The 21790-nt window shown below is 66.1% G+C and carries 26 protein-coding genes and 2 pseudogenes; 18 read left to right on the top strand and 10 right to left on the bottom strand.

The window, feature by feature from the left end; translation table 11 throughout:
* The first annotated feature begins 497 nt into the window (after nucleotides 1–497).
* Both NM203_RS10115 and NM203_RS10110 read left to right on the top strand, forming a co-directional pair.
* Complete coding sequence (locus NM203_RS10115; RefSeq protein WP_255059706.1) at nucleotides 498–1076, top strand: TetR/AcrR family transcriptional regulator; 579 nt, start codon at nucleotides 498–500, stop codon at nucleotides 1074–1076.
* Nucleotides 1077–1214: 138 nt separating this feature from the next.
* Nucleotides 1215–2396: a S1C family serine protease gene (locus NM203_RS10110; RefSeq protein WP_255059705.1), complete on the top strand. Its 1182-nt coding sequence runs from the start codon at nucleotides 1215–1217 to the stop codon at nucleotides 2394–2396.
* 45 nt (nucleotides 2397–2441) lie between these two features.
* On the opposite strand, the gene NM203_RS10105 is transcribed toward NM203_RS10110, so the two are convergent.
* Nucleotides 2442–3164 carry a FadR/GntR family transcriptional regulator gene (locus tag NM203_RS10105; protein ID WP_255059704.1) on the bottom strand — a complete coding sequence of 241 codons (723 nt, stop codon included), beginning with the start codon at nucleotides 3162–3164 and terminating at the stop codon, nucleotides 2442–2444.
* A gap of 123 nt (nucleotides 3165–3287) precedes the next feature.
* Between NM203_RS10105 and NM203_RS10100 the strand changes: the two genes are divergently transcribed.
* The 5 genes from NM203_RS10100 to NM203_RS10080 all read left to right on the top strand — a co-directional run bounded on the left by NM203_RS10100 (nucleotide 3288) and on the right by NM203_RS10080 (nucleotide 7828).
* Nucleotides 3288–3803 (top strand): gluconokinase, encoded by a 516-nt coding sequence (locus NM203_RS10100; protein WP_255059703.1) that lies wholly within the window; start codon nucleotides 3288–3290, stop codon nucleotides 3801–3803.
* A 51-nt stretch (nucleotides 3804–3854) separates the two neighbouring features.
* On the top strand, nucleotides 3855–5297 hold the full coding sequence (locus NM203_RS10095) for a GntP family permease (protein WP_255059702.1): 1443 nt from the start codon (nucleotides 3855–3857) through the stop codon (nucleotides 5295–5297).
* Between the two features lie 130 nt (nucleotides 5298–5427).
* On the top strand, nucleotides 5428–5778 hold the full coding sequence (locus NM203_RS10090; protein ID WP_255059701.1) for a cupin domain-containing protein: 351 nt from the start codon (nucleotides 5428–5430) through the stop codon (nucleotides 5776–5778).
* 116 nt (nucleotides 5779–5894) lie between these two features.
* Nucleotides 5895–6830: an SDR family NAD(P)-dependent oxidoreductase gene (locus tag NM203_RS10085; RefSeq protein ID WP_255059700.1), complete on the top strand. Its 936-nt coding sequence runs from the start codon at nucleotides 5895–5897 to the stop codon at nucleotides 6828–6830.
* A complete protein-coding gene (locus tag NM203_RS10080; RefSeq protein ID WP_255059699.1) occupies nucleotides 6827–7828 on the top strand; it encodes an AraC family transcriptional regulator in 1002 nt (333 codons plus the stop codon). Before NM203_RS10085 ends, NM203_RS10080 begins: the two co-directional genes overlap by 4 nt.
* Nucleotides 7829–7844: 16 nt before the next feature.
* On the opposite strand, the gene NM203_RS10075 is transcribed toward NM203_RS10080, so the two are convergent.
* Nucleotides 7845–8438, bottom strand: a complete 594-nt coding sequence (locus NM203_RS10075) for a CIA30 family protein (RefSeq protein ID WP_255059698.1) — start codon at nucleotides 8436–8438, stop codon at nucleotides 7845–7847.
* Nucleotides 8432–8902 carry a DUF4174 domain-containing protein gene (locus NM203_RS10070; protein WP_255059697.1) on the bottom strand — a complete coding sequence of 157 codons (471 nt, stop codon included), beginning with the start codon at nucleotides 8900–8902 and terminating at the stop codon, nucleotides 8432–8434. Before NM203_RS10070 ends, NM203_RS10075 begins: the two co-directional genes overlap by 7 nt.
* A 140-nt stretch (nucleotides 8903–9042) precedes the next feature.
* On the opposite strand from NM203_RS10070, the gene NM203_RS10065 reads away from it, so the two are divergent.
* The 4 genes and pseudogenes from NM203_RS10065 to NM203_RS10050 form a co-directional block, all read left to right on the top strand.
* Entirely contained in the window at nucleotides 9043–9621 is a 579-nt protein-coding gene (locus tag NM203_RS10065; protein WP_255059751.1) for a DUF305 domain-containing protein, read from the top strand.
* Between the two features lie 99 nt (nucleotides 9622–9720).
* Nucleotides 9721–10026: a hypothetical protein gene (locus NM203_RS10060; RefSeq protein WP_255059696.1), complete on the top strand. Its 306-nt coding sequence runs from the start codon at nucleotides 9721–9723 to the stop codon at nucleotides 10024–10026.
* Nucleotides 10027–10031: 5 nt separating this feature from the next.
* Complete coding sequence (locus NM203_RS10055; RefSeq protein WP_255059695.1) at nucleotides 10032–10724, top strand: DUF4396 domain-containing protein; 693 nt, start codon at nucleotides 10032–10034, stop codon at nucleotides 10722–10724.
* Nucleotides 10725–10787: 63 nt separating this feature from the next.
* A pseudogene (locus tag NM203_RS10050) lies at nucleotides 10788–11339 on the top strand (MFS transporter); the annotation flags it as partial.
* Here the strand turns inward: NM203_RS10050 and NM203_RS10045 are convergent.
* Nucleotides 11329–11751, bottom strand: a complete 423-nt coding sequence (locus NM203_RS10045; RefSeq protein ID WP_255059694.1) for a rhodanese-like domain-containing protein — start codon at nucleotides 11749–11751, stop codon at nucleotides 11329–11331. The pseudogene NM203_RS10050 and the gene NM203_RS10045 overlap by 11 nt on opposite strands.
* A gap of 185 nt (nucleotides 11752–11936) precedes the next feature.
* Between NM203_RS10045 and NM203_RS10040 the strand changes: the two genes are divergently transcribed.
* Nucleotides 11937–12641, top strand: a complete 705-nt coding sequence (locus NM203_RS10040; protein WP_255059693.1) for a DUF1326 domain-containing protein — start codon at nucleotides 11937–11939, stop codon at nucleotides 12639–12641.
* 166 nt (nucleotides 12642–12807) lie between these two features.
* Entirely contained in the window at nucleotides 12808–13476 is a 669-nt protein-coding gene (locus NM203_RS10035; protein ID WP_255059750.1) for a DUF305 domain-containing protein, read from the top strand.
* Nucleotides 13477–13635: 159 nt separating this feature from the next.
* Here NM203_RS10035 and NM203_RS10030 read toward each other — a convergent pair whose 3' ends face one another.
* Nucleotides 13636–14205, bottom strand: coding sequence for a TetR/AcrR family transcriptional regulator (locus NM203_RS10030; protein ID WP_255059692.1), 570 nt, complete (start codon nucleotides 14203–14205; stop codon nucleotides 13636–13638).
* Between the two features lie 83 nt (nucleotides 14206–14288).
* Between NM203_RS10030 and NM203_RS10025 the strand changes: the two genes are divergently transcribed.
* The 3 genes and pseudogenes from NM203_RS10025 (at nucleotide 14289) to NM203_RS10015 (ending at nucleotide 17057) form a co-directional block, all read left to right on the top strand.
* A complete protein-coding gene (locus NM203_RS10025; RefSeq protein WP_255059691.1) occupies nucleotides 14289–15650 on the top strand; it encodes an MFS transporter in 1362 nt (453 codons plus the stop codon).
* The gene (locus NM203_RS10020) at nucleotides 15578–15808 is read left to right on the top strand and encodes a hypothetical protein (RefSeq protein WP_255059690.1); all 231 of its coding nucleotides are present in this window, start codon (nucleotides 15578–15580) and stop codon (nucleotides 15806–15808) included. The genes NM203_RS10025 and NM203_RS10020 overlap by 73 nt, the downstream gene beginning before the upstream one ends.
* A gap of 59 nt (nucleotides 15809–15867) precedes the next feature.
* Nucleotides 15868–17057, top strand: a pseudogene (locus NM203_RS10015) (cytochrome P450).
* A 76-nt stretch (nucleotides 17058–17133) separates the two neighbouring features.
* Here NM203_RS10015 and NM203_RS10010 read toward each other — a convergent pair.
* From NM203_RS10010 to NM203_RS09990, 5 genes are all read right to left on the bottom strand, one after another.
* Nucleotides 17134–17505 (bottom strand): SDR family NAD(P)-dependent oxidoreductase, encoded by a 372-nt coding sequence (locus NM203_RS10010; protein WP_255059689.1) that lies wholly within the window; start codon nucleotides 17503–17505, stop codon nucleotides 17134–17136.
* A complete protein-coding gene (locus tag NM203_RS33315) occupies nucleotides 17418–17714 on the bottom strand; it encodes an SDR family oxidoreductase (protein ID WP_255059688.1) in 297 nt (98 codons plus the stop codon). The genes NM203_RS10010 and NM203_RS33315 overlap by 88 nt, the downstream gene beginning before the upstream one ends.
* Before the next feature lie 204 nt (nucleotides 17715–17918).
* Nucleotides 17919–18626 carry an SDR family NAD(P)-dependent oxidoreductase gene (locus NM203_RS10000; protein ID WP_255059687.1) on the bottom strand — a complete coding sequence of 236 codons (708 nt, stop codon included), beginning with the start codon at nucleotides 18624–18626 and terminating at the stop codon, nucleotides 17919–17921.
* A gap of 13 nt (nucleotides 18627–18639) precedes the next feature.
* The gene (locus tag NM203_RS09995) at nucleotides 18640–19635 is read right to left on the bottom strand and encodes an amidohydrolase family protein (protein ID WP_255059686.1); all 996 of its coding nucleotides are present in this window, start codon (nucleotides 19633–19635) and stop codon (nucleotides 18640–18642) included.
* Nucleotides 19636–19650: 15 nt separating this feature from the next.
* A complete protein-coding gene (locus tag NM203_RS09990; RefSeq protein ID WP_255059685.1) occupies nucleotides 19651–20235 on the bottom strand; it encodes a nuclear transport factor 2 family protein in 585 nt (194 codons plus the stop codon).
* A 134-nt stretch (nucleotides 20236–20369) separates the two neighbouring features.
* On the opposite strand from NM203_RS09990, the gene NM203_RS09985 reads away from it, so the two are divergent.
* On the top strand, nucleotides 20370–21170 hold the full coding sequence (locus NM203_RS09985) for a helix-turn-helix domain-containing protein (RefSeq protein ID WP_255059684.1): 801 nt from the start codon (nucleotides 20370–20372) through the stop codon (nucleotides 21168–21170).
* Between the two features lie 60 nt (nucleotides 21171–21230).
* A complete protein-coding gene (locus tag NM203_RS09980) occupies nucleotides 21231–21464 on the top strand; it encodes a DUF305 domain-containing protein (protein ID WP_408633327.1) in 234 nt (77 codons plus the stop codon).
* Nucleotides 21465–21790: the final 326 nt, after the last annotated feature.

Below are 21790 nucleotides of genomic sequence, written 5' to 3'. Positions count from 1 at the left end.
ATTTACAGTTCTGAGCACGATGGCCTCGATCCCTTCTACCCAAGGGTTCGAGGCCATCATCGCGTCAAATCACCGCCCGCTCAGCCACCGCCACGCCACGACTTTTTCAGGTCGAAGTAGCTAGCTAGCTGAGTCCCAGGTGACGAACAAGGGGTCCACCGGTGACCTCACCGCTGCTGGTCGCTCACGTCGCTCGACGTCGGCCACGGTGAAAGCGGCTGGGCCCTGTCTCGAGCGTCGGTTCGAGCGTGTCGGTCTGCGCCGACGTGATCAGGGACATGTCGAAGTCCGCGTGGCCCTCCGCGAAGTCGGCACTATCCCGGTAGACGTCGGCGAGTCGGACAGGGTCGCTATCCGGCGGATAGCCGACAAGCGCGAGCACTCGGTGCGGTCATGATGACTCCTTTGTTGGCGGTGATGACGACTTGTCTACAGTCGTAGACCAACGTCAGGTATACAGTAGTAGACTTAGTCGGATCTATTCCCTAATCTGAGGTGTGCCCTCTGATCCCGCGCGATCGCGCAATGCCGCCGCCACCCGCGAGGCGATCCTGCATTCGGCTATCCGGAACTTCGCCCGCGCTGGATTCGACGGGGTAGGAGTACGTGAGATCGCCGGCGATGCCGGTGTCACCGCCATGTTGGTCAACAGGTACTTCGGATCCAAGGAGCACCTGTTCGCCGAAGCGGTCGAGACCTCCTTCTCGTCGCCACTGTTCATCGCCGAGAACCCGCGGGCCGTCGCGCGCGATGCCGCCGAGGCATTGGTCGCTCGGTCTGCGACAGGCACCGACGACCTCGCACCGTTCTTGATCATGCTGCGGTCGGCGTCGAATCCCCGATCCGCCGAGATCGTGCGCGACGCAATCGAGCGGCACGTCGGGCGACGTCTGGCCCGACAACTTCCCGCGCCGGGGCGACAGCTCCGTAAAGACGTTGTCCTGGCGGTGATCAGCGGGATCTTGCTCATGCGTCGAGTGGTCGGTACTCGCGCTCTCAACGGACGCAACGACGACCAACTCGTGGAGCTGTTGGAGGCGGTGTTCGGCGCCATCGTCGACACCCCGTTGAGTTGAGGACGCGCACTGTCACGGTCGTTCGCCCACGGTGAATGGTGAGCAGCTGAACGGTGTTTCGCTGTGAGCGGACGCGCTCACCGACTTCCCTGAAGCTGCTCTCAGTGAGATCTCAGGACGAGTCGCACGATGGAGTTCATGACGACGCCACCGGGTTACCGCCCCGTCCCGCCACCAGCCCACGGACTGCCGCCTTCCCCGCCCGCCCGTCGCACCCACCGCGGTTCTCTCGTGGCCTCCGCCGCTGCGCTCGCCGTAGTGAGCGGCGCCATCGGCGCTACCGCAGCGGTGGCTGTCGGTGATACGCGCCAGCCCGCCAGCGCCGTCCACGCGGCGAGTCAGCCCGTCACCGAACCCTCCACCCGTCCCATGGGTTCGGTGGAGGAGGTGGCCGCCAAGGTGGCGCCGAGCGTTGTGCAACTATCGGTCACGCAGGGCGACCGGGGTGGCGAAGGCTCGGGCATCGTCCTCAGCGAGGACGGTCTGATCCTGACCAACAATCACGTGGTCGCAGCCGCCGCCGAGGTGCCTGGAGACGTCACCGCCAAGATCAGGTTCTCCGATGGCCGATCGGTGCCGTTCTCGGTGGTGGGCACCGATCCGACGGGTGACCTCGCGGTGGTTCGCGCCGAGGGTGTTTCGGATCTGACGCCGATCGCGATCGGGTCGTCGAAAGACGTCAGGGTCGGAGAACGGGTCGTCGCGATCGGGTCTCCGCTGGGCCTGGAGGGCACGGTGACGTCCGGCATCATCAGCGCGCTCAATCGGCCGGTTGCGGCAAGCGACGGTTCGGACAGCGCGGTTTCGGTGATCGACGCGCTGCAAACCGACGCCGCCATCAACCCCGGCAACTCCGGCGGCGCCCTGGTCAATATGAGGGGCGAGCTGATCGGGGTGAACTCGGCCATCGCAAGCCTTGGGGGTGGATCGAGTTCCGCTGGTGCACAGGCCGGTTCGATCGGACTGGGCTTCGCCATCCCCTCCGATCAGGCCAAGCGCATCGCCGACGAACTGGTGTCCACCGGCAGCGCGAGCCATGGCTCGCTCGGCGTGCGGCTGGGCAACCGACCGAGCGCCGGTGCCACCATCGCCGATGTCCTGGAGGGTGGTCCGGCGGCCAGGGCCCTGCTCCCAGCGGGTGCCGTGGTGACGAAAGTCGACGATCAGCTGATCGACGGGCCCGAGGCGCTGGTGGCAGCCATCCGCTCGCGGGCGCCGGGCGACACCGTGTCGCTGACCTACCTCGATGGCGCGGGTGACACACAGGTCGCCAAGGTCACGCTCGGCAATGCGGAGGCGGCCTCAGTCCAACGGCAGTGAGGGTAGGCGACGGGATCTAGGTACTCGCGTCGATCTGGCTGAATCTCAATCAGGCTGGGACGCCGTCAGTTCCTCCGCCACCGCGGCAGCCGACTCGTCGATGATCGCGCGCATGGCGTGCTCGGCCGCCGCTGCGTCGCCGGTCCTGATCGCGCGGGCGACGTCGTCGTGTAGAGCGATCGCAGCGGGGTTCGGCGTCGCGGGCATCATGCCGTGATGGGTGCGGCCAGTGAGCACCTCGGCGACGACCGCATTCAACGCGCGAAACATCTCGTTGCCGCTGGCCTCGAGTAGCGCTCGGTGAAAGACCTTGTCCGCCAACAAGTAAGCGTCGAGATCGCCCGAACGGCCGTGCACGACCATGTCCGATACCGCAGCCGCCATGATGCGGCACTGATGCGCGTCGGCCCGCCGCGCGGCGAGTGCCGCCGCAGCCGGCTCGAATCCCCTCCGCAACTCCGATAATGACGTCAGTAGGGAGGCGCGGTCGCCGAACTCGAGCCGCCAGCGAATGAGCTGGGGATCGAAGACGTTCCACTTCTCCGCGGGTTGAATAGTGAGGCCGACCCTCCGCCGCGACTCGACCATGCCCATCGACTCGAGCACGCGGATCGCCTCACGGGCGACGCTGCGGGACAGATCGTAATCAGCGCCCACCCCGTCGAGCGTGAGCACCTGGCCCGGCGAGTACTTGCCCGACACGATCGCCGCGCCCAGGGCGGTGAGCAAACTGCCGTGTCGAGCCCCGACGTTTGGCCGATCCGTCATGGACACATCATGGCATAGCGGGATATTCGCAGCTAAAGGCATATCTTCTAGCCTGGGGCTTGCAATCGTATGCTGAATTAGGCATGGTGTGTGATGTCAAGCACAACAGGGTAGGTGGAGCAGATGGTGTCACCCATCGTGGTCATGGGAGTTTCCGGGTCGGGCAAATCGACTGTCGGCGCCGCACTCGCTCAGCGTCTACGCGTTCCGTTCGCGGACGCGGACGACTTCCATCCGGCCGCCAACATCGCCAAGATGACGGCCGGTGAACCGCTGAACGACGATGACCGCTATCCATGGCTGGAAACGATCGGCGAGTGGCTCGCGGGGCGTCAAGCCGGCGGCGTGATGAGTTGCTCGGCCCTCAAGCGCAAGTATCGCGACCAGCTCCGGCTGCACCGTGCGGACGTCGAGTTCCTCCACCTCGCGGGCTCACAGGAGGTCATCGGTCGACGCCAGGCCAGCCGGCCCGGCCACTTCATGCCCGCCGCGCTGCTCGCCTCCCAGTTCGACACCCTCGAGCCGCTGCAGGCCGACGAACGGGGTGTCGTCATCAACGTCGATCAGGACATCGATGCGATCGTCCAAAGCTACGTCGCCCCAGGCGATTCGGACGCCGCCGGACGCGAGCAACCGTGAATATCCCATGCGGTCGGCCCCCCGGTCGGACCATGACAGTTCGGAGGCACTATGGAAGCAATTGAACCGGCATACGGGGCGGTCACCCTGTTGCTGATCGCCGCGGCGGCGGTCGCGGTCCTGCTGTTCCTGATCATGAAGGTGAAGCTGCACGCCTTCGTCGCACTGGTTCTGGTGAGCGTGCTGACGGCACTCGCGGCCGGCATCCCCGTGGGCGACATCCCCGCCGCCCTGTCGTTCGGTTTCTCCAACACGCTCGGCTCGGTCGCCCTGCTGGTCGGCTTCGGGGTGATGATCGGTCGACTCCTGGAGGTCACCGGTGGCGCGCAGGTGCTCGCCGACACCCTCATAGGTCGATTCGGTGAGAAGCGGGCGCCGTTGGCGCTTGGCATCGCCGCCCTGTTCTTCGGTTTCCCGATATTCTTCGACGCCGGTCTGGTCGTCTTCCTGCCGATCATCATGACCGTGGCACGGCGCTTCGGCGGCTCGCTCCTGTTGTACGGGCTCCCGGCCGCCGGCGCGTTCGCCGCCATGCACGCGTTGGTGCCGCCGCATCCGGGTCCGGTCGCCGCTGCCGAAGCGCTGGGCGCGAGCATCGGTCTGACCCTGCTCGTCGGCGCGCCCGTCGCCTTCCTGTCGTGGTACGTCGGCGCCTACCTGGTGTCGCAGGTGATCGGCCGCCGCGTGTACGTCGACGTCCCCACCGCCTTGTTCGGTGAACTCAACAACGGCCGCGACACGGACGATGTGGATGACGACACCGACGCCACGGGCGGCGGATCGAGTCGGGTCACGACCAAGCCGCGCACCGCCCCGTCCTTCGCCACGGTCCTGGGAGTACTCCTGCTGCCGTTCGTCCTGATCTCCTGCAACACCGTCGTCAACACGCTCATCACCGCGGGCGTGATCGGCGAGGATGCCGCCTGGGCGCAGTTCCTGACGCTGCTCGGGAACACCAGCGTCGCCCTGCTCATCACGGTGATCGTCGCCGTCCTCGTGCTGGGCCGGCGCGAGGGGTCGATGGCCGACGTCAGCACGATCCTCGACAAGGCCCTCGGGCCGGTCTGCGCGATCATCCTCATCACCGGCTCCGGCGGCATGTTCGGTGGCGTGCTGCGACTCAGCGGTATCGGCGACGCCCTGAGCGGGTCGCTGTCGGACCTGGGGTTCTCGCTGATCCTGCAGGCGTTCCTGATCTCCACCGTGCTCCGCGTAGCGCAGGGCTCGGCCACCGTCGCGTTGACGACGACGGCCGGGTTGATCGCCGCCACGGTGGCCGACGCAGACCTGAGCAATCTGCAACTCACGTCGCTGGTGCTCGCGATCGCCGCCGGCGCGACCGTGCTCTCCCACGTCAACGACTCGGGCTTCTGGTTGGTCAGCCGGTTCTTCGGGATGGACGTCAAGACGACGCTGAAGACCTGGACTGTGCTGGAGACGACGCTCGGCCTCAGCGCCTTCGTGCTCAGCCTGGCGCTGTGGTCGGTGGGCTGACGCGGCAACGTGTATCAGCCTGTAGGAGTTGCGATCTCAGACTCGTGCTACAGGCGTAGAAGCTCGGCATGTGACTGCAGATCAGGTGATTGAATGGCCAAAAGCCAGCACCGCGATTGGAGCATGAGCGATGAGGACCATCGACCCGGTGTTAGCAGCCGACGTGGAACTGGAAGATTGGGGCCTCAAAGCCGACGCGATCACCGGGAACCCGCATGAACGTGGGCTGATGCTTCACGAGGACTCCGTCAGCAAGCTTGGAGTGTGGGAGTGCACACCAGGTTCGTGGAAATCCAGCAAGGACGGTGTTGGCGAACTCATGCACTTCGTAAGCGGGCACGGTTGGATCACCGACGGGGATGGGTCGTGGGAGATCCGGCCAGGCGCCGTGCGGTGGTTCCCGGACGGCTGGCGTGGCGAATGGAACGTCGACGAGACGGTCCGAAAGGTGTTCGCCATCATCGTGACGCACACGGACTAACAGTGGCGCAGGGTGCAAGAGCATTGGCGCAATCTGCGAGTGCCCTGACGGCATGGCTGGCATAGGTTTGGCCGAAAGAACCCACGGCCACCCGGTCGACTACCCGAGGAACTTTCATGAGCTGGTCAATCAAGAACATCCCCGATCTACGCGGCAAGGTCGCCGTGGTCACCGGAGCCAACGGCGGGCTCGGACTCGCGTCGGCCAAGGCTCTCGCCGGACACGGCGCCCACGTGGTGATGGCGGCCCGCAACCAGGCCAAGGCCGCCGACGCGCGTGCGGAGATCCTCGCCGCCCACCCGGACGCATCGCTGGAAATCGTGGAACTCGACCTCGGGTCGCTCGCCTCGGTCGCCGCCGCCGCCACGGCGATCGCGGCCACGCACGACCGCATCGACATCCTCATGTGCAACGCCGGTGTGATGGCTTTGCCGCAGGGGACCACCGAGGACGGTTTCGACACCCAGATGGGCATCAACGTGCTCGGCCACTGGGCGCTGATCTCACATCTGCTGCCGATCGTCGTCGCGACCCCTGCTGCGAGGGTGGTGACCCTCTCGAGCACCGCTCAGCACGCCGGCCGCGCCATCGATCCCGCCGACCCGCACATGCGCCAGAACTTCGACGAGTGGCGGATGTACGGTCAGACCAAACTGGCCATGCGCCACCTCGCGGTAGGTCTGCAAGCGCAGTTCGACGCGGCCGGCGTGGACGCCAAGGCGCTCTCCGCCCAGCCGGGGCTGACGAACTCCGATCTGCAGACCACCACTCAGACCCACGGGAGCGCTGGACTCCTGGGCGCGTTCTCGGAGAAGTGGGTGAAGGTGGCGGGTATGTCGACCGACCGGGGCGCACTGAGCCAACTGAGGGCGGCCGTCGATCCGAAGGCCCCCGGCGGAGGCTTCTACGGCCCGCTGTTCGTGACCAACGGCCCGCCCGTCCGCAAGCCGCTCGTCCGGCCGGGCAGCGACGGCGCCATCGCCGCGCTGTGGCAGGTCGCCGAGAAGGAGACCGGACTGCGCGTTGACGTCAGCGCCGCCGTCGGGACATGAGCACTCTGGTTGCGCCGTATCGGCTTTCGCTCCCGTTCGTGCGGGTGCTGCTCGCGGACCTCGGCGTCCGGCCGGCCGACCTCCTCGACGCAGCAGGTCTGCCAGGCGACCTGCTCAACGGCGAGGAGGCGGTGCTGCCTGCTCGGCAGTACTACGCCGTGTTCGAGACGTTGGACCAGCTCGTCGGGGATCGAGACCTTGCGGTCGCCATCGCCGACAAGCTCAGCCCCGAGGTCTTCGACCCCCCGATCTTCGCGGCGATGTGCAGCGCCAACCTGCACGTTGCGTCCGAGCGAATCGCCGTCCACAAGCGGCTGCTGGGTCCACTGCGCCTGTACGTGACACCCGACGCCGACGGAGTGAACCTCGAAATCACCTGGCCGGCAGGGCATCCCCCGCCAGCTGTCCTACCCGTTGTCGAAGCCGCCTTCTGGGTCGCCCTGGCCCGGATCGGGACACGCACCAGGGTCGTTCCGCAGCGTGTCGTGCTGCCGCAGATGCCGAGGAACGTGGCCGCAGTCGAGGACTGGCTGTGCGCCAGGGTGGAGCGCGGCGATACGACGCTCATCCGTTTCTCCCGACTCGACGCGACCCGGCCGTTCCTGACCGCGAACGCCGGGATGTGGGACTTCTTCGAACCCGAGCTGCGGCGCCGCCTCGACGACCTCGCCGGGGACGCCACGCTGGGCGCAAAGGTCCGCGCGACTCTGGTCGAACTGCTGCCCGCTGGCACGGGCTCAACGCTCGGCGTGGCCAGTCACCTCGGCATCAGCACGCGCACGTTGCAGCGGCGCCTCGGCGGCGAAGGAGTCACCTTCCAGGAACTCCTGGCCGAGGTGCGCGAAGGACTGGCCCGTCACTACCTGACCCAATCCGCGTTGTCGCTCACTGAGATCGCCTTCCTCCTCGGCTACGACGACCCCAACTCCTTCCACCGCGCATTCAATCGGTGGACTGGTCGCACACCGCTCGGTGTGCGGGAGACGGCGGCCGGCTGACGGGACGCCGGTGTCGTCAGACGGTGGCGTCGATCCCGCTGACGGTGATCGCGAAGGGGCCTTGCTGCTTGTCGAGAATGTAGACCGACACCTGGTCGATGCTGGCAGGGTCGAGAGTCTGCGGGGCATCGGGTGCGGGGTCGAGGCGCATGCCGACCGGCTCGAAGTCCGCCACGGGCAGTTCGTAGCTACGCTGCACGCCGGCCTCGGTGGGGAACCGCTGGATGTAGGACCACGGCTGTCCCGCGGAGCCCACCTTCAGCAGGTAGGTCCTACCGTCGCCGAGAGCGCGCACGTGCAGCGACGTCGCGCCCGTCGCCCTACGCCCGATATCGGGGTTCTGCGGACCGCGGGCCGAGGCGAACCCGCCGTTGTTCTCGAGCGAGATGGTGCCGGAGAACACCAGGCCACCGTCGCCGTACGTGACCGTCGAGGTCGACCTTCCGCCCATGACGGGGTCGTTGACCGTTGTCCAGGTGGCAACCGTGGCGGCATCGTCGAGGTCGACGAGGACGACGTCGGGCTCGTCGGCGCCGGCGGTCCCGCATGACACGACCAGAAGTGCCAACCAGGCGAACACGACGACCAGCCCACGCACTGAGATCAACACGGACCCGGTCCCTCGCTCATCTCACGGCTGCGCATCGGCATACCGTCGATCACGGCGTAGACGGCTTCAAGATCCGGTACGTCGTTGACGCGCAGTTTCTCGCCGCCGTCCTTCCCGATCAACAGCACGCTGAAGGCGTCGTCACCGATCCCGTACTGCGTCCTAAGCCGTTGTGCCTCATGGTCGTTCACCACTCGACCGTCGACTGTGCTGTTGCCCTCGGTCACCACCACGCCGAGAACCATGTCGCGATCGAGGAAGTCGCATCGACTCGCCTCGACTCGGCCCAGCGTGTCGACGAGTCGCGGGTCGCTGCCCGTAGGCGCGAACACGAGGAGTGGACGACGTTCCCAACGGTAGTCACCGAGCTCGTCAGCAGCGGCGGCGGGCGGCCCGAGGGCGGTGCTCGCCACCAGAACGACCAGCATGAGCGCCAATCGCCGGGCACCTCGTTTCGCCACCATGGTTTCAGACTCTACCGACTCGGCCGCTTCCTCGAATCTTCATCGGAACGCGAAACTCGCCTCACACGGGTTGGTGATGCTGGTCGGAGGCGGCGATGGCGCCCGCTGATCGATCGATGGAGTACGAGAGGGGATGTGCGTTGCAGCACAAGCGATGTGGTGTGGGGCTCGCGGCGTTGGCCGCGTCGACCCTGTTCGTCGGTGCGTGTTCGAATACTGGAGCGAAGGTTCAACCGTCCGCGAGTAGCGCGTCGACGACGGCGTCGGCCCCGTCGAGTGCCGCCGCCCACAACGACGCCGATGTGTCGTTCGGGCAGAAGATGATTCCGCATCATCAGCAGGCGATCGAGATGAGCGACATGATTCTCGTCCCTCTCGCCGGCGAGATCAAGAACGCCCAGGGTCCGGAGATCGAGCTGATGCAACGGTGGCTTCAGGACTGGGGAGCGTCCGCGACGCCCGCACCGGGTGGCGCCGGCATGCCGGGACACGACATGCCCGGCGCGGGCATGGGAGACATGCCGATGGTCGGCGGTGGCCACAGCATGATGTCGCAAGCCGACATGACTGCGCATCAGGACGCGCAGGGCGCCGAGGCGGGCCGGCTCTTTCTGACTCAGATGATTGCGCACCACCGGGGCGCGATCGTGATGGCGCGGAACATCGTGTCCTCTCAGCAGGCGGAGATCGAGACGATGCAGAAGATGCTGGACAAGTAGCCGGTTAGCGGTGCGCCGCTCTTGCGATGGGTACCCCCTAGGGGTACCTTGTGCACATACCCCCAGGGGGTATGTGGATAAGGAAGCTAGGACTTGGAGATGACACTCATGATGAACGCACGCGCAGCGGCCCTGATGATCGCTGCACTCGGCGTACTGGCGTTGGGCCCTGCACCATCGGCTGATGCTGCGCCATCGGGCCCTGGTTCCGCACAGCGCGTCGTCGATTCGCTGCAAAACAACGGTTACCGGGTGATTCTCAACAGAACCGGCACGGCACCGCTCGACAAATGCGAGGTGACGGCGGTACGGCCGGGCCGGGAGATCACCGAGCTCGAAAACGCGGGTGACGACAGCCAGTTCGTTAGGACGTACACGACTGTCTACGTCGATGCGCGGTGCTGACGCACATGACGGATGACGAAGACCGCCCTCATCGCGCAACCACTCAGGAGCACGAGATGACCTCGCAGGCACACATTCACAACCACGCTCACCACGAACGGCGCGGACAAGTCGACACCATGGCTCTCAGCGCAACGCTGCACTGCCTGACAGGCTGCGCCATCGGCGAGATCGCCGGACTCATCATCGGCACCGCCCTGGGCCTGAGCAACATCGCCACGATCGCCTTGGCCGTGGGGCTGGCCTTCGTGTTCGGCTACACCCTGTCGACACTGCCGCTGTTACGCGCCGGCGTGGCGCTCGGCACAGCGCTGAGCGTGGTGCTCGCTGCCGACACCCTGTCGATCCTGACGATGGAGATCGTCGACAACGCGGTGATGGCCGTCATTCCAGGGGCCATGAACGCGGGTCTGGTGAATCCGGTGTTCTGGATAGGCATGATGATCGCTCTCAGCGCAGCCTTCGTCGCGGCATATCCGGTTAACCGCTATCTGCTGGGCAAAGGCAGAGGTCATGCACTGATGCACGAGTATCATCACGGCGGTACCGCCCCCACGGGGGTGCGGCGTTTCATCCCCGCCTTCAGCACCGGTGCGCTCGTCGCCGCCATCACCGCATTCATGGTCGGCGGCTTGGTGGTTTCGGTTGCTGATCAGGTGAGCAGCACCGAAATGTCAGTAGAACACGTTGGAAGATGACGGCGGGGAGCGCGGGTTTCGTTGCTCGCCAACACGTGTCGTCGAGCGCACACAGCGGGATACGCGCAGCTCCTGGTGCCGCAGGCCGAATCTGCGGTCGTCGCAGGAGTATTCGTCATCTCCGGGCTGGTTGGTGTCGCCGGCCAGCTCAAGATCACGCGATGGTTCGCCAAGCGGTGGTGCCCGGGACGCTCGCTGGTGATCGGCATGCTGATCCTCGCGGTGTCATTCACACCCATGGCCGCGCTGCCGGACGACGACCGTGCGGGCCGGATCGCAGCGGTGATCGCGCTTCTGGTGGGCGCCGCGATGCTGGCGATCGGGTCGGCCGCGGTGTTTCCGTTCGAGATGGACACGGTCGTTTCGCTGGCCGGTGGCCGGCTCGTCGGTACGCACTACGGGTTCTACAACACGATCGTCGGAGTCGGCATCCTCGTCGGCAACGTCGCCACGGCACCACTCATGCAGAAGGCCGCCGACGCTGGTGCACCCGAGCTGACGTGGATCGTGTTGAGCTGCATCGGCGTACTAGCAGCCGCCGCCCTGTATCGACTCGACCGCTCCGGACGGCTGACACCGCAGGTGCCCGTCAACGCCGCTATCGCTACCCCGTAAGCAGCGGCCGGCCATCGGCTTTCCACGCGCGCATGCCCCCACGCAGTTCGACGACCTCGGTGTAGCCGAGGTCCCGGAGTGTTTGAGCCGCGGCGGTACACATCGGCCCAGAGCGGCAGTAGATTGCCAACCCGGTATCGCGGTCGGCCGGAAGGCGACCGGCCTGACTGGTGATCTGGTCGAAGGGGATCGACAGATCCGTGCCGGCGATGTCGCCCTCGAAGGGCACATGGACGTTCACCGTCACCCGACCGGGCTCGGCGATCGCTGCGGCGAACCCGGCGGGGTCCACGAGTCGGGCGGCGCTGGCCGTCTGGCTCTGTGGCGTTGACGCCGGGGGTGAACTCGCCGACGTGCACGCGCCCGAGGCCAGCAGGCCTACCGCGGTCAGCGCCGCGGCGAGCAGTCTCAACCCCCAAGAGAGCGTCAGTGGACGTGTTCTCTGCCAGCGCGCGCTTCGACACGACCGGGGCGATCCGATGCATCCATGTGAAAACTATACCCCCCAGGGGTACTTGCGCGACAGGGCCGCACGCGTTAACGTGGCCCTGTCGAGATACCCCTAGGGGGTATATGGGAGAGGACGAAATGATGGCAATGAGTTCTACGGTGACCGACTGGCGTCTGCGCGGTGACTGGTTCGACGTGTGCAGTTGCAAACTGCCCTGCCCGTGCAGCTTTGCTCAGGCACCCACCCACGGCGACTGCCTGTTCACCCTCGTCTGGCATGTCCGTGAAGGTCACTTCGGCGAGGTGAATCTGGCCGGCCTGAACGTGGTCTCGCTCGGGGAGTTCACCGGCAACATGTGGGTTGGTGATCCCAGCGCGATGATGAAGCTGATGTTCTACATCGACGCGAAGGCCGATCCCGCCCAGCGCGAGGCACTGGAACGCATCTTCACCGGTGAGGTGGGCGGCTGGCCGGCTGAATTCGCCAGCCTGATCGAGGACTTGCGCGGCATCGAGTACGCGCCGATCACCTTCGAAGCCGCAGACGATCTGGCCTACTGGCGCGCCGAGATCCCAACCAAGGTGGATGTGCGGGTCGCGGCGTTGACCGGTCCCACGTCTGATCCGAGCCGACGCGTCACCACAGTCAACGCCCCCGGCGCGGAGGTTGGGCCCGGACAGGTCGCCACCTGGGGCGTCGTCGAGCGCGATCACGCTCTCGGCTTCGAGTGGTCGCACGAGTACCGCGGCGGGTCCAGCAAGCACTTCCCTTTCGATTGGCGGCCCGAAACCGACATGGTCCAGCCGGAACCCGTTTCAACTGAGACATCGTCATGCCGGTGCCACGCCTGACCCGCTGCGGAGCGCAGTGACCGATGGCACGCGCCCGCGAGGGCGGAGGCGTCTTCATCGAATCTTCATCGGAACACGAACCTCGCCATACACGGGTTGGTGATGCTGGTCGGAGGCGGCGATGACGCCCGCTGATCGATCGATGGAGTACGAGAGGGGATGTGCGTTGCAGCACAAGCGATGTGGTGTGGGGCTCGCGGCGTTGGCCGCGTCGACCCTGTTCGTCGGTGCGTGTTCGAATGCCGGAACGGAGGCTCAACCGTCCGCGAGTAGCGCGTCGACGACGGCGTCGGCGCCGTCGAGTGCTGCCACTCACAATGACGCCGATGTGTCGTTCGCCCAGAACATGATTCCCCATCACCAGCAGGCGATCGAGATGAGCGACATGATTCTCGACAAGCAGGGCGTGGACCCCGCGGTGGTGTCCCTCGCCGATGAGATCAAGAACGCCCAGGGTCCGGAGATCGAGTTGATGCAACGGTGGCTTCAGGACTGGGGAGCGTCCGCGACGCCCGCACCGGGGGGCGCCGACATGCCGGGACACGACATGCCCGGCCATCAGATGCCCGGTGCCGGCATGGGCGACATGCCGATGGGCGGTGGTGGCCACGGCATGATGTCGCAGGCCGACATGGCTGCGCTGCAGAACGCGCAGGGCGCTGAGGCCGGCCGGCTGTTTCTGACCCAGATGATTGCGCACCACCGGGGCGCGATCGTGATGGCCCAGCAGGAGATCGACGGCGGTCAGTTCTCGGGCGCGGTCGAGATGGCGCGGAACATCGTGTCCTCTCAGCAGGCTGAGATCGACACGATGCAGAAGCTGCTGGACAAGTAGCCGGTCAGCGGTGCGCCGGTCGACGTTGCGCCGAGTCGGACGACGATCCAGCGAGCTGCGCCGTTGCTGCAGTGGCGAACCCGGCATTTCCGCTCCCACCGGCAGGTGGGTTGGACTCGCGGCCACGACCATTCCCACGGTCGTTCAGTAGGTGCCTCATCAACGGCTGACTAAGGGGCCGGGGTCATCGGTCAGCGACAGGAGTAGCTCGCACAGCGTGGCGCGACGTGCGTTGTCCTGGACCCCGGCGAAGAGGTCGTTCATCGCGTCGCCATCAAGAGCGCGGGCTATCAGCGTGACCCGATCCGGGTGCAGCCCGTCGCTCTCCATCTCCCGCTGCCACCGCTCGGCGCTAGCCCGCGCCTGCTGCAGGAAGCCGGGCGTCGCCAGCAGGGCGGCCTGGACGGCGGCGTGCAGCCACGGTCCACCGGACATCGCGGGGTCGAACGCGGCGCGGATGTGGGCTCGGCACCACCGTCCCGGCTCTCCGTCATTCGGGTCAAGGTGGCGTTGAACAGTCGCGTCGAAACGCTCGATCCAGTCTTCGGCTACCGCCAGGAGAAGCTCGCCGCGAGTGCGAAAGTGTTGCAGCAGAACGCCTTTGGAGACATCTGCTTCGCGCGCGACCGCATCAAGGCTGACGCCGGGGCCGTGCACGATCAAGGCGCGCCCAGCAGAGTCGAGTAACGCCCGTCTCGTCCGGGCGGCGTCGCGTTGCAGGGCGGCCATGGGTCCCTCCAGGCAATGGGTTGCGATTCATCTCGCGGTGCAACTAGGAGCCTAACGTACCGTCTAGACGGTACGTTATTTGCATGCGGCCGGAGCGGAATGCTTGTGGGAGTGTCAACGCAGGACGTCGCGAGTGGTCGGGGTTGTCCGTCTTGGTGCTCGCGGTGCTACTGCTCAGAATCGACAGCACTGTGTTATCCCTTGCCGTCCCGTCGCTGTCAGCCGACCTTGCCCCGTCCCCGACACAACTGTTGTGGATCGCCGACGTGCACTCCTTTGCCCTCGCCGGTCCGCTGGTCACGATGGGCAACGTCGGAGACCGAGTTGGACGAAAGCGGCTGCTAATTGTGGGCGCTGCCGTGTTCGGTGTCGCGTCACTGCTCGCCGCGTTCGCGCCGACCGCCGGCTGGCTGATCGCCGCCCGAGTGCTGCTCGGGGTCGCCGGAGCAACGTTGATGCCATCGACCCTGTCGCTCATCAGGAACCTGTTCCACGACGGTCGTCAGCGCACCACCGCGATCGCGATCTGGGCGGCGGCGGCCACCGTCGGTGCCGCCGTCGGTCCACTGGTCGGGGGCGTGCTGTTGGAGCACTTCTGGTGTGGGTCGGTTTTCCTGATCAACCTGCCCGTCATGGCGGTGCTCCTGGTCGTCGGTCCCGTCCTGCTCCCGGAGTCGCGGAACTCACAGCCCGGTGCGTTCGACCTCCTGAGCGCTGCTCTATCGGTCGTGGCGGTCATTGCGCCGGTGTTCGCGGTGAAGCGTGCCGCCGAAGGCGTCGACGTCACCGCGGTGGGCGCTCTGCTTGTGGGCTCGGCTGCTGCGGCCCTCTTCGTCCACCGGCAGCGACGCACAAGCACGCCGTTGCTCGACATCACCCTGTTCCGTCGGCCGGTGTTCGCCGGTGCAGTGGGTGCCAACCTGTTGTCGATGCTGGCGTTGAGCGGGCTGGTGTTCCTGCTGTCGCAGTACTTCCAAATGGTTCGCGGTCTGAGCCCCGGGGATGCGGGTCTGTGGCAGTCGCCGCTGTCGCTTGCCAGCGTCGTGACGACGTTCCTCGTCGGGGCGATTGCCTTCCGCCTGGGGCGGGGCCGAGCGATCGGCGTCGGCCTGCTGGTCGCCGCCGGTGGAGTGGGTGCGGTCGCCGCCGCCACGGGTAACGCGGACTTCACTGTGCTCTCAACGGTTTTGGCCGCCGTCGGTTTCGGAGTCGGCCTGGCGCTGACATTGACCACACCGACGCGGTGCTCTCCTCCGTGCCCCCCGACCGGGCCGGCGCGGCGTCGGCGGTTTCCGAAACCGCCTACGAGTTGGGTGCTGCACTCGGTATCGCGCTGCTGGGCTCGCTGCACACAGCGGTGTACCGCGCGGCGGTGCAGCTGCCCACACAGGCCACCGATGGCCCGCTCGCAACGGCACTGCGCGAGTCGCTACCGTCGGCCCTGACCGCGGCAGCGCAGACCCCGGCCGCGCCGAGTGAGCCGCTACTCACTGCGGGTCGCGTCGCGTTCACCGAAGCCATGCACACGACGTCGCTGATCACCGCGGTGCTGCTGGTGATCGCCGGCGTGGTCGCCTGGCGGGTGATTCCACCGAACGGTTGACGATCCATCGTGTCGGCCACACGACAGTTCTGCGATGGGCACAACGAAGGGAGCACGAAATGACCTGTTCCACAACGGTATCGCCGTACATGCAACGCGACACGTTCCATCCGCTACGAGAGATCACGACTGATCGTGATGACTCGGGCGTCGTACACATCACGATGCCGTTCACGCCGGGCCACACCGGCTACGCGGTGAGCCGCCATCAGGACGTGCGGGACGTCCTCTCCGACAACACCCGATTCCGCATCACGCAAACCGAGTACGCCGACCTCACCGATGACGAAGCAGCCGAACTGCGGGCCGGGCAGCTGCTCGAAGCCGACCCACCCGAACACACCCGTCTGCGTCGATTGCTGACACCGGAGTTCACGATGCGCCGGATGCGCCGGCTGGAACCCCGGATCGTCGAGATCGTCGAGACGGCCCTCGACGATCTCGAGCGGGGTGGCAGCCCCGCCGACCTGGTCGAGACGTTCGCCCTGCCGATGCCGTCGCTGGTGATCTGCGAGCTGCTGGGCGTGCCGTATGCCGACCGGGACGAGTTCCAAGCCCGCTCCCGTCGCATGGTCGACGGCTCGCTGTCCATCGAGCAGCAGACCGACGTCTTTCGCGAAGACCACACCTACATGCGCCGGTTGGTCGAATCAGCACAGAATGATCCCGGAGAGGACATCCTCGGAATGCTGGTGCGCGAGCACGGGGCCGAACTCAGCACTGCCGAGCTGACCGGCATCGCCTCGTTGTTGCTTGTGGCCGGGCACGAGACAACGGCCAACATGCTCGCGCTGGGCACCCTCGCGCTCCTGCGCCACCCCGAACAGTTGGCCATCATGCGTGACGAACCCGGCAACGTCGGGGCCGCCGTGGAGGAACTGCTGCGCTGGCTGTCGGTGGTCCCGACTCCAATGGTGCGCACCACCACCACCGAGGTCCAGATCGCCGGGCACACCATTGCCGCAGGCGAACAGATCCTGGCGGCCCTTCCCGCCGCCAATCGTGACGCCGCCTCATCGACGAACCCAACCAGCTCGACGTGCGTCGCGGAGCCCCCGGTCACCTCGCGTTCGGTCACGGTGTGCACCACTGCCTAGGGGCCCCGCTGGCCCGTATGGAGATGCGTATTGCCTTTCCTGCTCTGCTGCAACGCTTTCCGAACCTCATGTTGGCCGTGCCATTCGAAGATGTTCAGTTCCGCGCGAACCACGTGGTGTACGGATTGCACACGCTGCCGGTTGAGTGGTGAGTTTGTGAGTCGAACCGACCCATCATCGCCGTGAGGCGACGTCGAAACGCTCAGGCCACAGCGGACGCCGTCGCATTCACCACGCTATGGAGCCGCGGCGGTCGAAGAATCCGCCGCTGGGTCCTCGTGGACCGATCTGGGCCATGCGCACGATGACTTCCGCACCTTCTCGAACCGATTGAGTGCCGGTGTTGCCATTGAGATCGGTGGCGGTGAAACCTGGCCCTACGGCGTTGATCCGGATCCCAGGGAACGCCTTGGCGTATTGGACGGTGATCACGTTGAGTGCGGCCTTGGACGCGGGATAGCCGATCCCAGGGAAGAGGTTTGTCGGAGAGCCTCCGCGAATGAGTTCGCGCGTCAGCGAAAGTGCGCTACTGACGTTGACGATGGCTGGGACGCTCGACTTCTCCAGCAGCGGTAGGAATGCGCGGATGACGCGCACCACACCGAAGACGTTGGTCTCGAAGGTCGATCGCAGCGAATCGGCGGTCTCGTCGGCGTGGGCACATAGCTGCCCGTCGGGGTCCGCTCGGCGATGCCCGCGTTGTTGATCAAGACGTCCAGTCCGCCGTCGGCCTCGATGGCCGTCGCCGCCGCCGACACCGAATCGTCACTGGTGACATCGAGCTCGACGAAGCGTGCCCCGATCCGCATGGCGGCTTCACGGCCCCGGTTGGGGTCTCGGGCGCCGATACACGGTGTGGCCCGCCGCAGTCAACTGGCGGGCGGTCTCGTAGCCGAGGCCCTTGTTGGCCCCGGTTATCAATGACGTGGTCATTGGGCCGCTCCCATATCGGTAATCCGTCAACAGTTCGTCTGGGTTGCTTCACTATTCGGAGCGTGTGGGCGCTCGGGGCATCACCAGGGGATTGGACCGTGGGTGGAGTAGTAGCCGCCGGTCGGTCCGTCCGGTGCTGTTTGAGCCATCTCGACGATGATGCGTGCGCCTTCCTGCACTGTTTGAGTACCGGTGTGACCGTTGAGGTCGGTGTCGGTGTAACCGGGCTCGACGGCATTGATCCGCATGGTGGGGAACTGCTTGGCGAGCTGGATGGTGATCATGTTGAGTGCCGCCTTGGATGCCGGGTAGGCGACGCCTGGGTAGAGATAGGTGGGGCTGTCGGGTGAGCCCGCGAGGTTGAACGATCCGAGGCTACTACTGACGTTGACCATCACTGGAGCCGACGACCGTTGGAGTAACGGTAGGAACTCGTGGGTGACGCGGACGACGCCGAAGACATTGGTGTCGAATACCGCTCGCACCGTCTCGGCGGTGGCCGAGGCGGCGTCGATGATCGAATTGTGCTCGCCCCGACCTTCGACACCGGCATTGTTGACCAGGACGTCTAGGCCACCCCGCTCATCGATGAATCGGACTGCAGCAGAAACAGACGCGCCGTCGGTGACGTCGAGATGGACCAGTCGTGCGCCGAGCTGGTCGGCGGCCGATTGACCCCGCTGCTCATCGCGGCAGCCGAGGTAGACGGTGTGGCCGGCTGCGATCAGTTGGCGGGCGGTCTCATAGCCCAGGCCCTTGTTCGCGCCGGTGATCAGGGTTGTCGTCATAGTGGGTCTCCTTCTATGTGGTGTGGTTGTTGCCCGGTGCGGGCGGAATGTCGAGCAGCTTCTGGGCGTTGCGGTGGCTGATCTTGGCCTTGTCGGCGGTGCGCAGCGGCATCGCATCGAGGAAGTCCCGGCCCTGTGTGGTCGCGCAGAACGGATAGTCGACGGAGAACAGCACGCGGTCGATCCCGATGACGTCGATCAACAGCAGTAACGGTCCGGCGCTGAACATCCCGCTCGTGGTGACCCAGACGTTGCTGCTGAATGTTTCGGCGACGCTTCGCTGCAGGCCGTTCTTGCGTGCTGGTGGGGTGAGGTAGGCATCTACCCTGTCGAGCATGAAGGGGAGCATCTCGCCCATGTGACCGATGACGATCTGCAGGTTCGGGAGGCGGTCGAAGGTGCCGGTGGCGATCAGCCGCAACAGGTGCAGGCCGGTTTCGGCGTGCCAGCCCCACGCCGGCGCGGCCAGGGCGTAGGCGACCTCGGGGGGAAGGTTGGAATAGTATTCGCGGCGGATGGACTCCGTCGGCAGCCCTGGATGCAGATAGAGTGGGACATGCAGCGCCGCAGCCCGTTCCAGGATGGGGAAGAGGACCGGGTCGTCGAGAAAGCGGCCGTCCTCGCGGCCGTTGACCAGCACACCCTTGAAGCCCAACTCGCTGACCGCGCGATCCAACTCTCGTAATGCGGCGGGGGTATCGCCCATGGGTAGTGCGGCGAATGCTGCGAACCGGTCGGGATGTGCCGAAACCGCTTCGGCGACCTGGTCATTGGCACGTGATGCGATGGCGAGTTGGCGATCGACGGGAATCGGGTCGAAGGTCGGCAGCACGTGGCTCAGGATCTGCATGTCGATGCCAGCGGCATCCATGTCGGCCAACCGTCGCTCGCCCAGGTCGGTCACCGTCGCTGCGGACATGTCGACCGCCTGTTGGGGCCCGAGGTCCACTCCGGCCAGTTCGAGGAAGGCCTGCGATACGAAGTGCTCTTCAAGGGTGATGGTGCGCATGATGTCCTCTCGGTCTCAGCTCGTGAGCCAGTCGAAGGCTTCGGCGATCAGGGCGCCGGCCGACTCGGGTCGGTCGTCACCGGGCATATCCGGATCGACGTCGTAACCCCGGATACCGAAGTAGTAGGCCAACATCCGATAGCTGGCCGGCAACGTCGCCCACCGCGTTCGGTCGATGGCAATGGCATCGCCGGGCTCTACCGGAGTGAGCGTGTCGCGCTCGTAGATCGTCGACAGGTCGCAGATTCGGAAGCGGCCCTCGCGGCGCTCCATCCGATAGACGCCGCGGGCGTAGCTGATGAGGTCAGCCTCGACGCCGTGCAGTTCGATGCGAAGCTCGATCGCCATCGGCATCGTCACCACCGCACGCTCCCCGCGGAGGTGAACGCTGGGAACCGATAACCGGTGTCGGGCGTGGTCCCCTCGCGCCGCCATCCCGCGCGACGCGGTGGCGAACTCCTGGCCGGTCCCGGTGAACCACATCGACCGCACCCGGGACTCCACGTGATAGGAACCGGCCATTTGATCCCACCACCCGCGATCGCGTCCCTCCCGTTCGTGCGCGATGACCTGCACGAGATCGGCGACCGAAACAGTCATGGCGAGAACCCCGTTCGTTGGCTGCGCTCCCCGATCGGTGCGCTCACCAACAAGTCTCAGCGGCCCCGCAACGATCTGGGTAGGCCCCGGTCATCCCGGGTACTGGCAGACCCACCCTTGGCTACGATGAGGTAATGACCAGCGGTAACGCGCTCGGCGAGTACCTCAGGCTGCGCCGCGGCCAGGTGCGGCCAGAAGACGTCGGACTGGTGCCCGGTCCACGCCGGCGCGTCGAGGGGTTGCGCCGTGAAGAACTGGCCGCGCTGGCCGGTATCAGCGCCGATTACTACTTGCGCATCGAGCAGGGCCGCAACGCGCATCCGTCACCGCAGATCCTCGACGCGCTGGCGCGGGCGCTCCGCATGGATGCCGCATCCAACGCTCACCTGCACCAACTGGCCCGTGACGACCGCCCCACCTATTCCGGCATCGAACACGTCTCGGACGAGGTTCTCACGCTCATCGACCAACTGGCCGTGCCCGCCTTCGTCGCCGGTAGGTGTCTGGACTGCCTAGCGTCGAACCGACTCGCACGCGCACTTTCGCCGAACTTCGCGCCGGGCCACAACCTGCTCCGACAACTGTTCCTGGACCCCGCCGAGCGCCAACTCCATGCCGACTGGGACGACGCCACCGCGGGCGTAGTCGCCGGACTCCGACAGGTCGCCGGCGGCCAAGCCACAGACCCCCGGCTCGACGTCATCGTCGACGAACTATGCGCCAGCAGCCCGCGCTTCCACATGCTTTGGGTGAAAGCCGATGTCGGCTACCGCCGAGCAGGCGCCAGCCACCTGCACCACCCCCTGGTCGGTGAACTACACCTGCGCCGCAACCGATTCCCCATTCCCGACTCCGACGGCCAACACTTGCAGCTCTACCACGCCCTACCCGGCACCGACACCGCCGACAAGCTCATGCTGCTGGCCAGCACTTGACGGAAAGACGATGGTGGGTGCCGTCACTCTTCGTGCGCGAAGACCGAGACGGCTGCAGCGATCGAGCTGATGCAGCGGTGGCTTCAGGACTGCGGCGCGTCCGCCACTCCCGCACCCGGTGGCGCTGACATGCAGGGACACGACATGCCCGGCCATCAGATGCCCGGCGCAGGCACGGGCGACATGACTGCGCTTCAGAACGCGCAGGGCGCTGAGGCCGGTCGGCTCTTTCTGACCCAGATGATTGAGCACCACCGGGGCGCGATGACGATGCAGGAGATGCTCGACAAGTAGCGGGTCGGCGGTGGGCCGGTCGAGATTGCGCCGAGTCCGGTGACACGGGTGAGTCGGCGGAGATCGACCCGCTGCCGCCGTAGCGTTCCTCGAGCGCGGTGACGCATCGGCGCGCCAGGCGATCGACGTCAATGGTGCTGTACAACATTGGCCATGGCGCGGGGTGGGATGAGTTGATGGGATTCGAGAAGCAGATCACCGCGTCGGTGGCCGGACAACCGGCTGCTGATTGTTTGACCAAGTCGTCAGGCTCCCTGACGACTGAAACGCGACCGGCGGCGTTCGTTTCCGCCCGCCTTTAACGAAGAGTCTGGCATCGTGAGCGA

The organism is Mycolicibacterium arenosum (assembly GCF_024320865.1).
Lineage (GTDB): Bacteria > Actinomycetota > Actinomycetes > Mycobacteriales > Mycobacteriaceae > Mycobacterium > Mycobacterium arenosum.
Note: the sequence above shows the minus strand (reverse complement) of the source record. Positions and strands in the feature narration are given on the sequence as shown.

Bases quoted from the DNA above. Each gene is read 5' to 3' on its own strand.
- NM203_RS10000 (WP_255059687.1), bottom strand. From the start codon at position 18,626: ATGACGACAACCCTGATCACCGGCGCGAACAAGGGCCTGGGCTATGAG.
- NM203_RS10070 (WP_255059697.1), bottom strand. From the start codon at position 8,902: ATGGTGGCGAAACGAGGTGCCCGGCGATTGGCGCTCATGCTGGTCGTT.
- NM203_RS10100 (WP_255059703.1), top strand. From the start codon at position 3,288: ATGGTGTCACCCATCGTGGTCATGGGAGTTTCCGGGTCGGGCAAATCG.
- NM203_RS10085 (WP_255059700.1), top strand. From the start codon at position 5,895: ATGAGCTGGTCAATCAAGAACATCCCCGATCTACGCGGCAAGGTCGCC.
- NM203_RS10105 (WP_255059704.1), bottom strand. From the start codon at position 3,164: ATGACGGATCGGCCAAACGTCGGGGCTCGACACGGCAGTTTGCTCACC.
- NM203_RS33315 (WP_255059688.1), bottom strand. From the start codon at position 17,714: ATGCGGATCGGGGCACGCTTCGTCGAGCTCGATGTCACCAGTGACGAT.
- NM203_RS10025 (WP_255059691.1), top strand. From the start codon at position 14,289: ATGCGGCCGGAGCGGAATGCTTGTGGGAGTGTCAACGCAGGACGTCGC.
- NM203_RS10110 (WP_255059705.1), top strand. From the start codon at position 1,215: ATGACGACGCCACCGGGTTACCGCCCCGTCCCGCCACCAGCCCACGGA.
- NM203_RS10095 (WP_255059702.1), top strand. From the start codon at position 3,855: ATGGAAGCAATTGAACCGGCATACGGGGCGGTCACCCTGTTGCTGATC.
- NM203_RS09995 (WP_255059686.1), bottom strand. From the start codon at position 19,635: ATGCGCACCATCACCCTTGAAGAGCACTTCGTATCGCAGGCCTTCCTC.
- NM203_RS10030 (WP_255059692.1), bottom strand. From the start codon at position 14,205: ATGGCCGCCCTGCAACGCGACGCCGCCCGGACGAGACGGGCGTTACTC.
- NM203_RS10060 (WP_255059696.1), top strand. From the start codon at position 9,721: ATGACACTCATGATGAACGCACGCGCAGCGGCCCTGATGATCGCTGCA.
- NM203_RS10055 (WP_255059695.1), top strand. From the start codon at position 10,032: ATGACGGATGACGAAGACCGCCCTCATCGCGCAACCACTCAGGAGCAC.
- NM203_RS10080 (WP_255059699.1), top strand. From the start codon at position 6,827: ATGAGCACTCTGGTTGCGCCGTATCGGCTTTCGCTCCCGTTCGTGCGG.
- NM203_RS10090 (WP_255059701.1), top strand. From the start codon at position 5,428: ATGAGGACCATCGACCCGGTGTTAGCAGCCGACGTGGAACTGGAAGAT.
- NM203_RS09985 (WP_255059684.1), top strand. From the start codon at position 20,370: ATGACCAGCGGTAACGCGCTCGGCGAGTACCTCAGGCTGCGCCGCGGC.
- NM203_RS10040 (WP_255059693.1), top strand. From the start codon at position 11,937: ATGAGTTCTACGGTGACCGACTGGCGTCTGCGCGGTGACTGGTTCGAC.
- NM203_RS09990 (WP_255059685.1), bottom strand. From the start codon at position 20,235: ATGACTGTTTCGGTCGCCGATCTCGTGCAGGTCATCGCGCACGAACGG.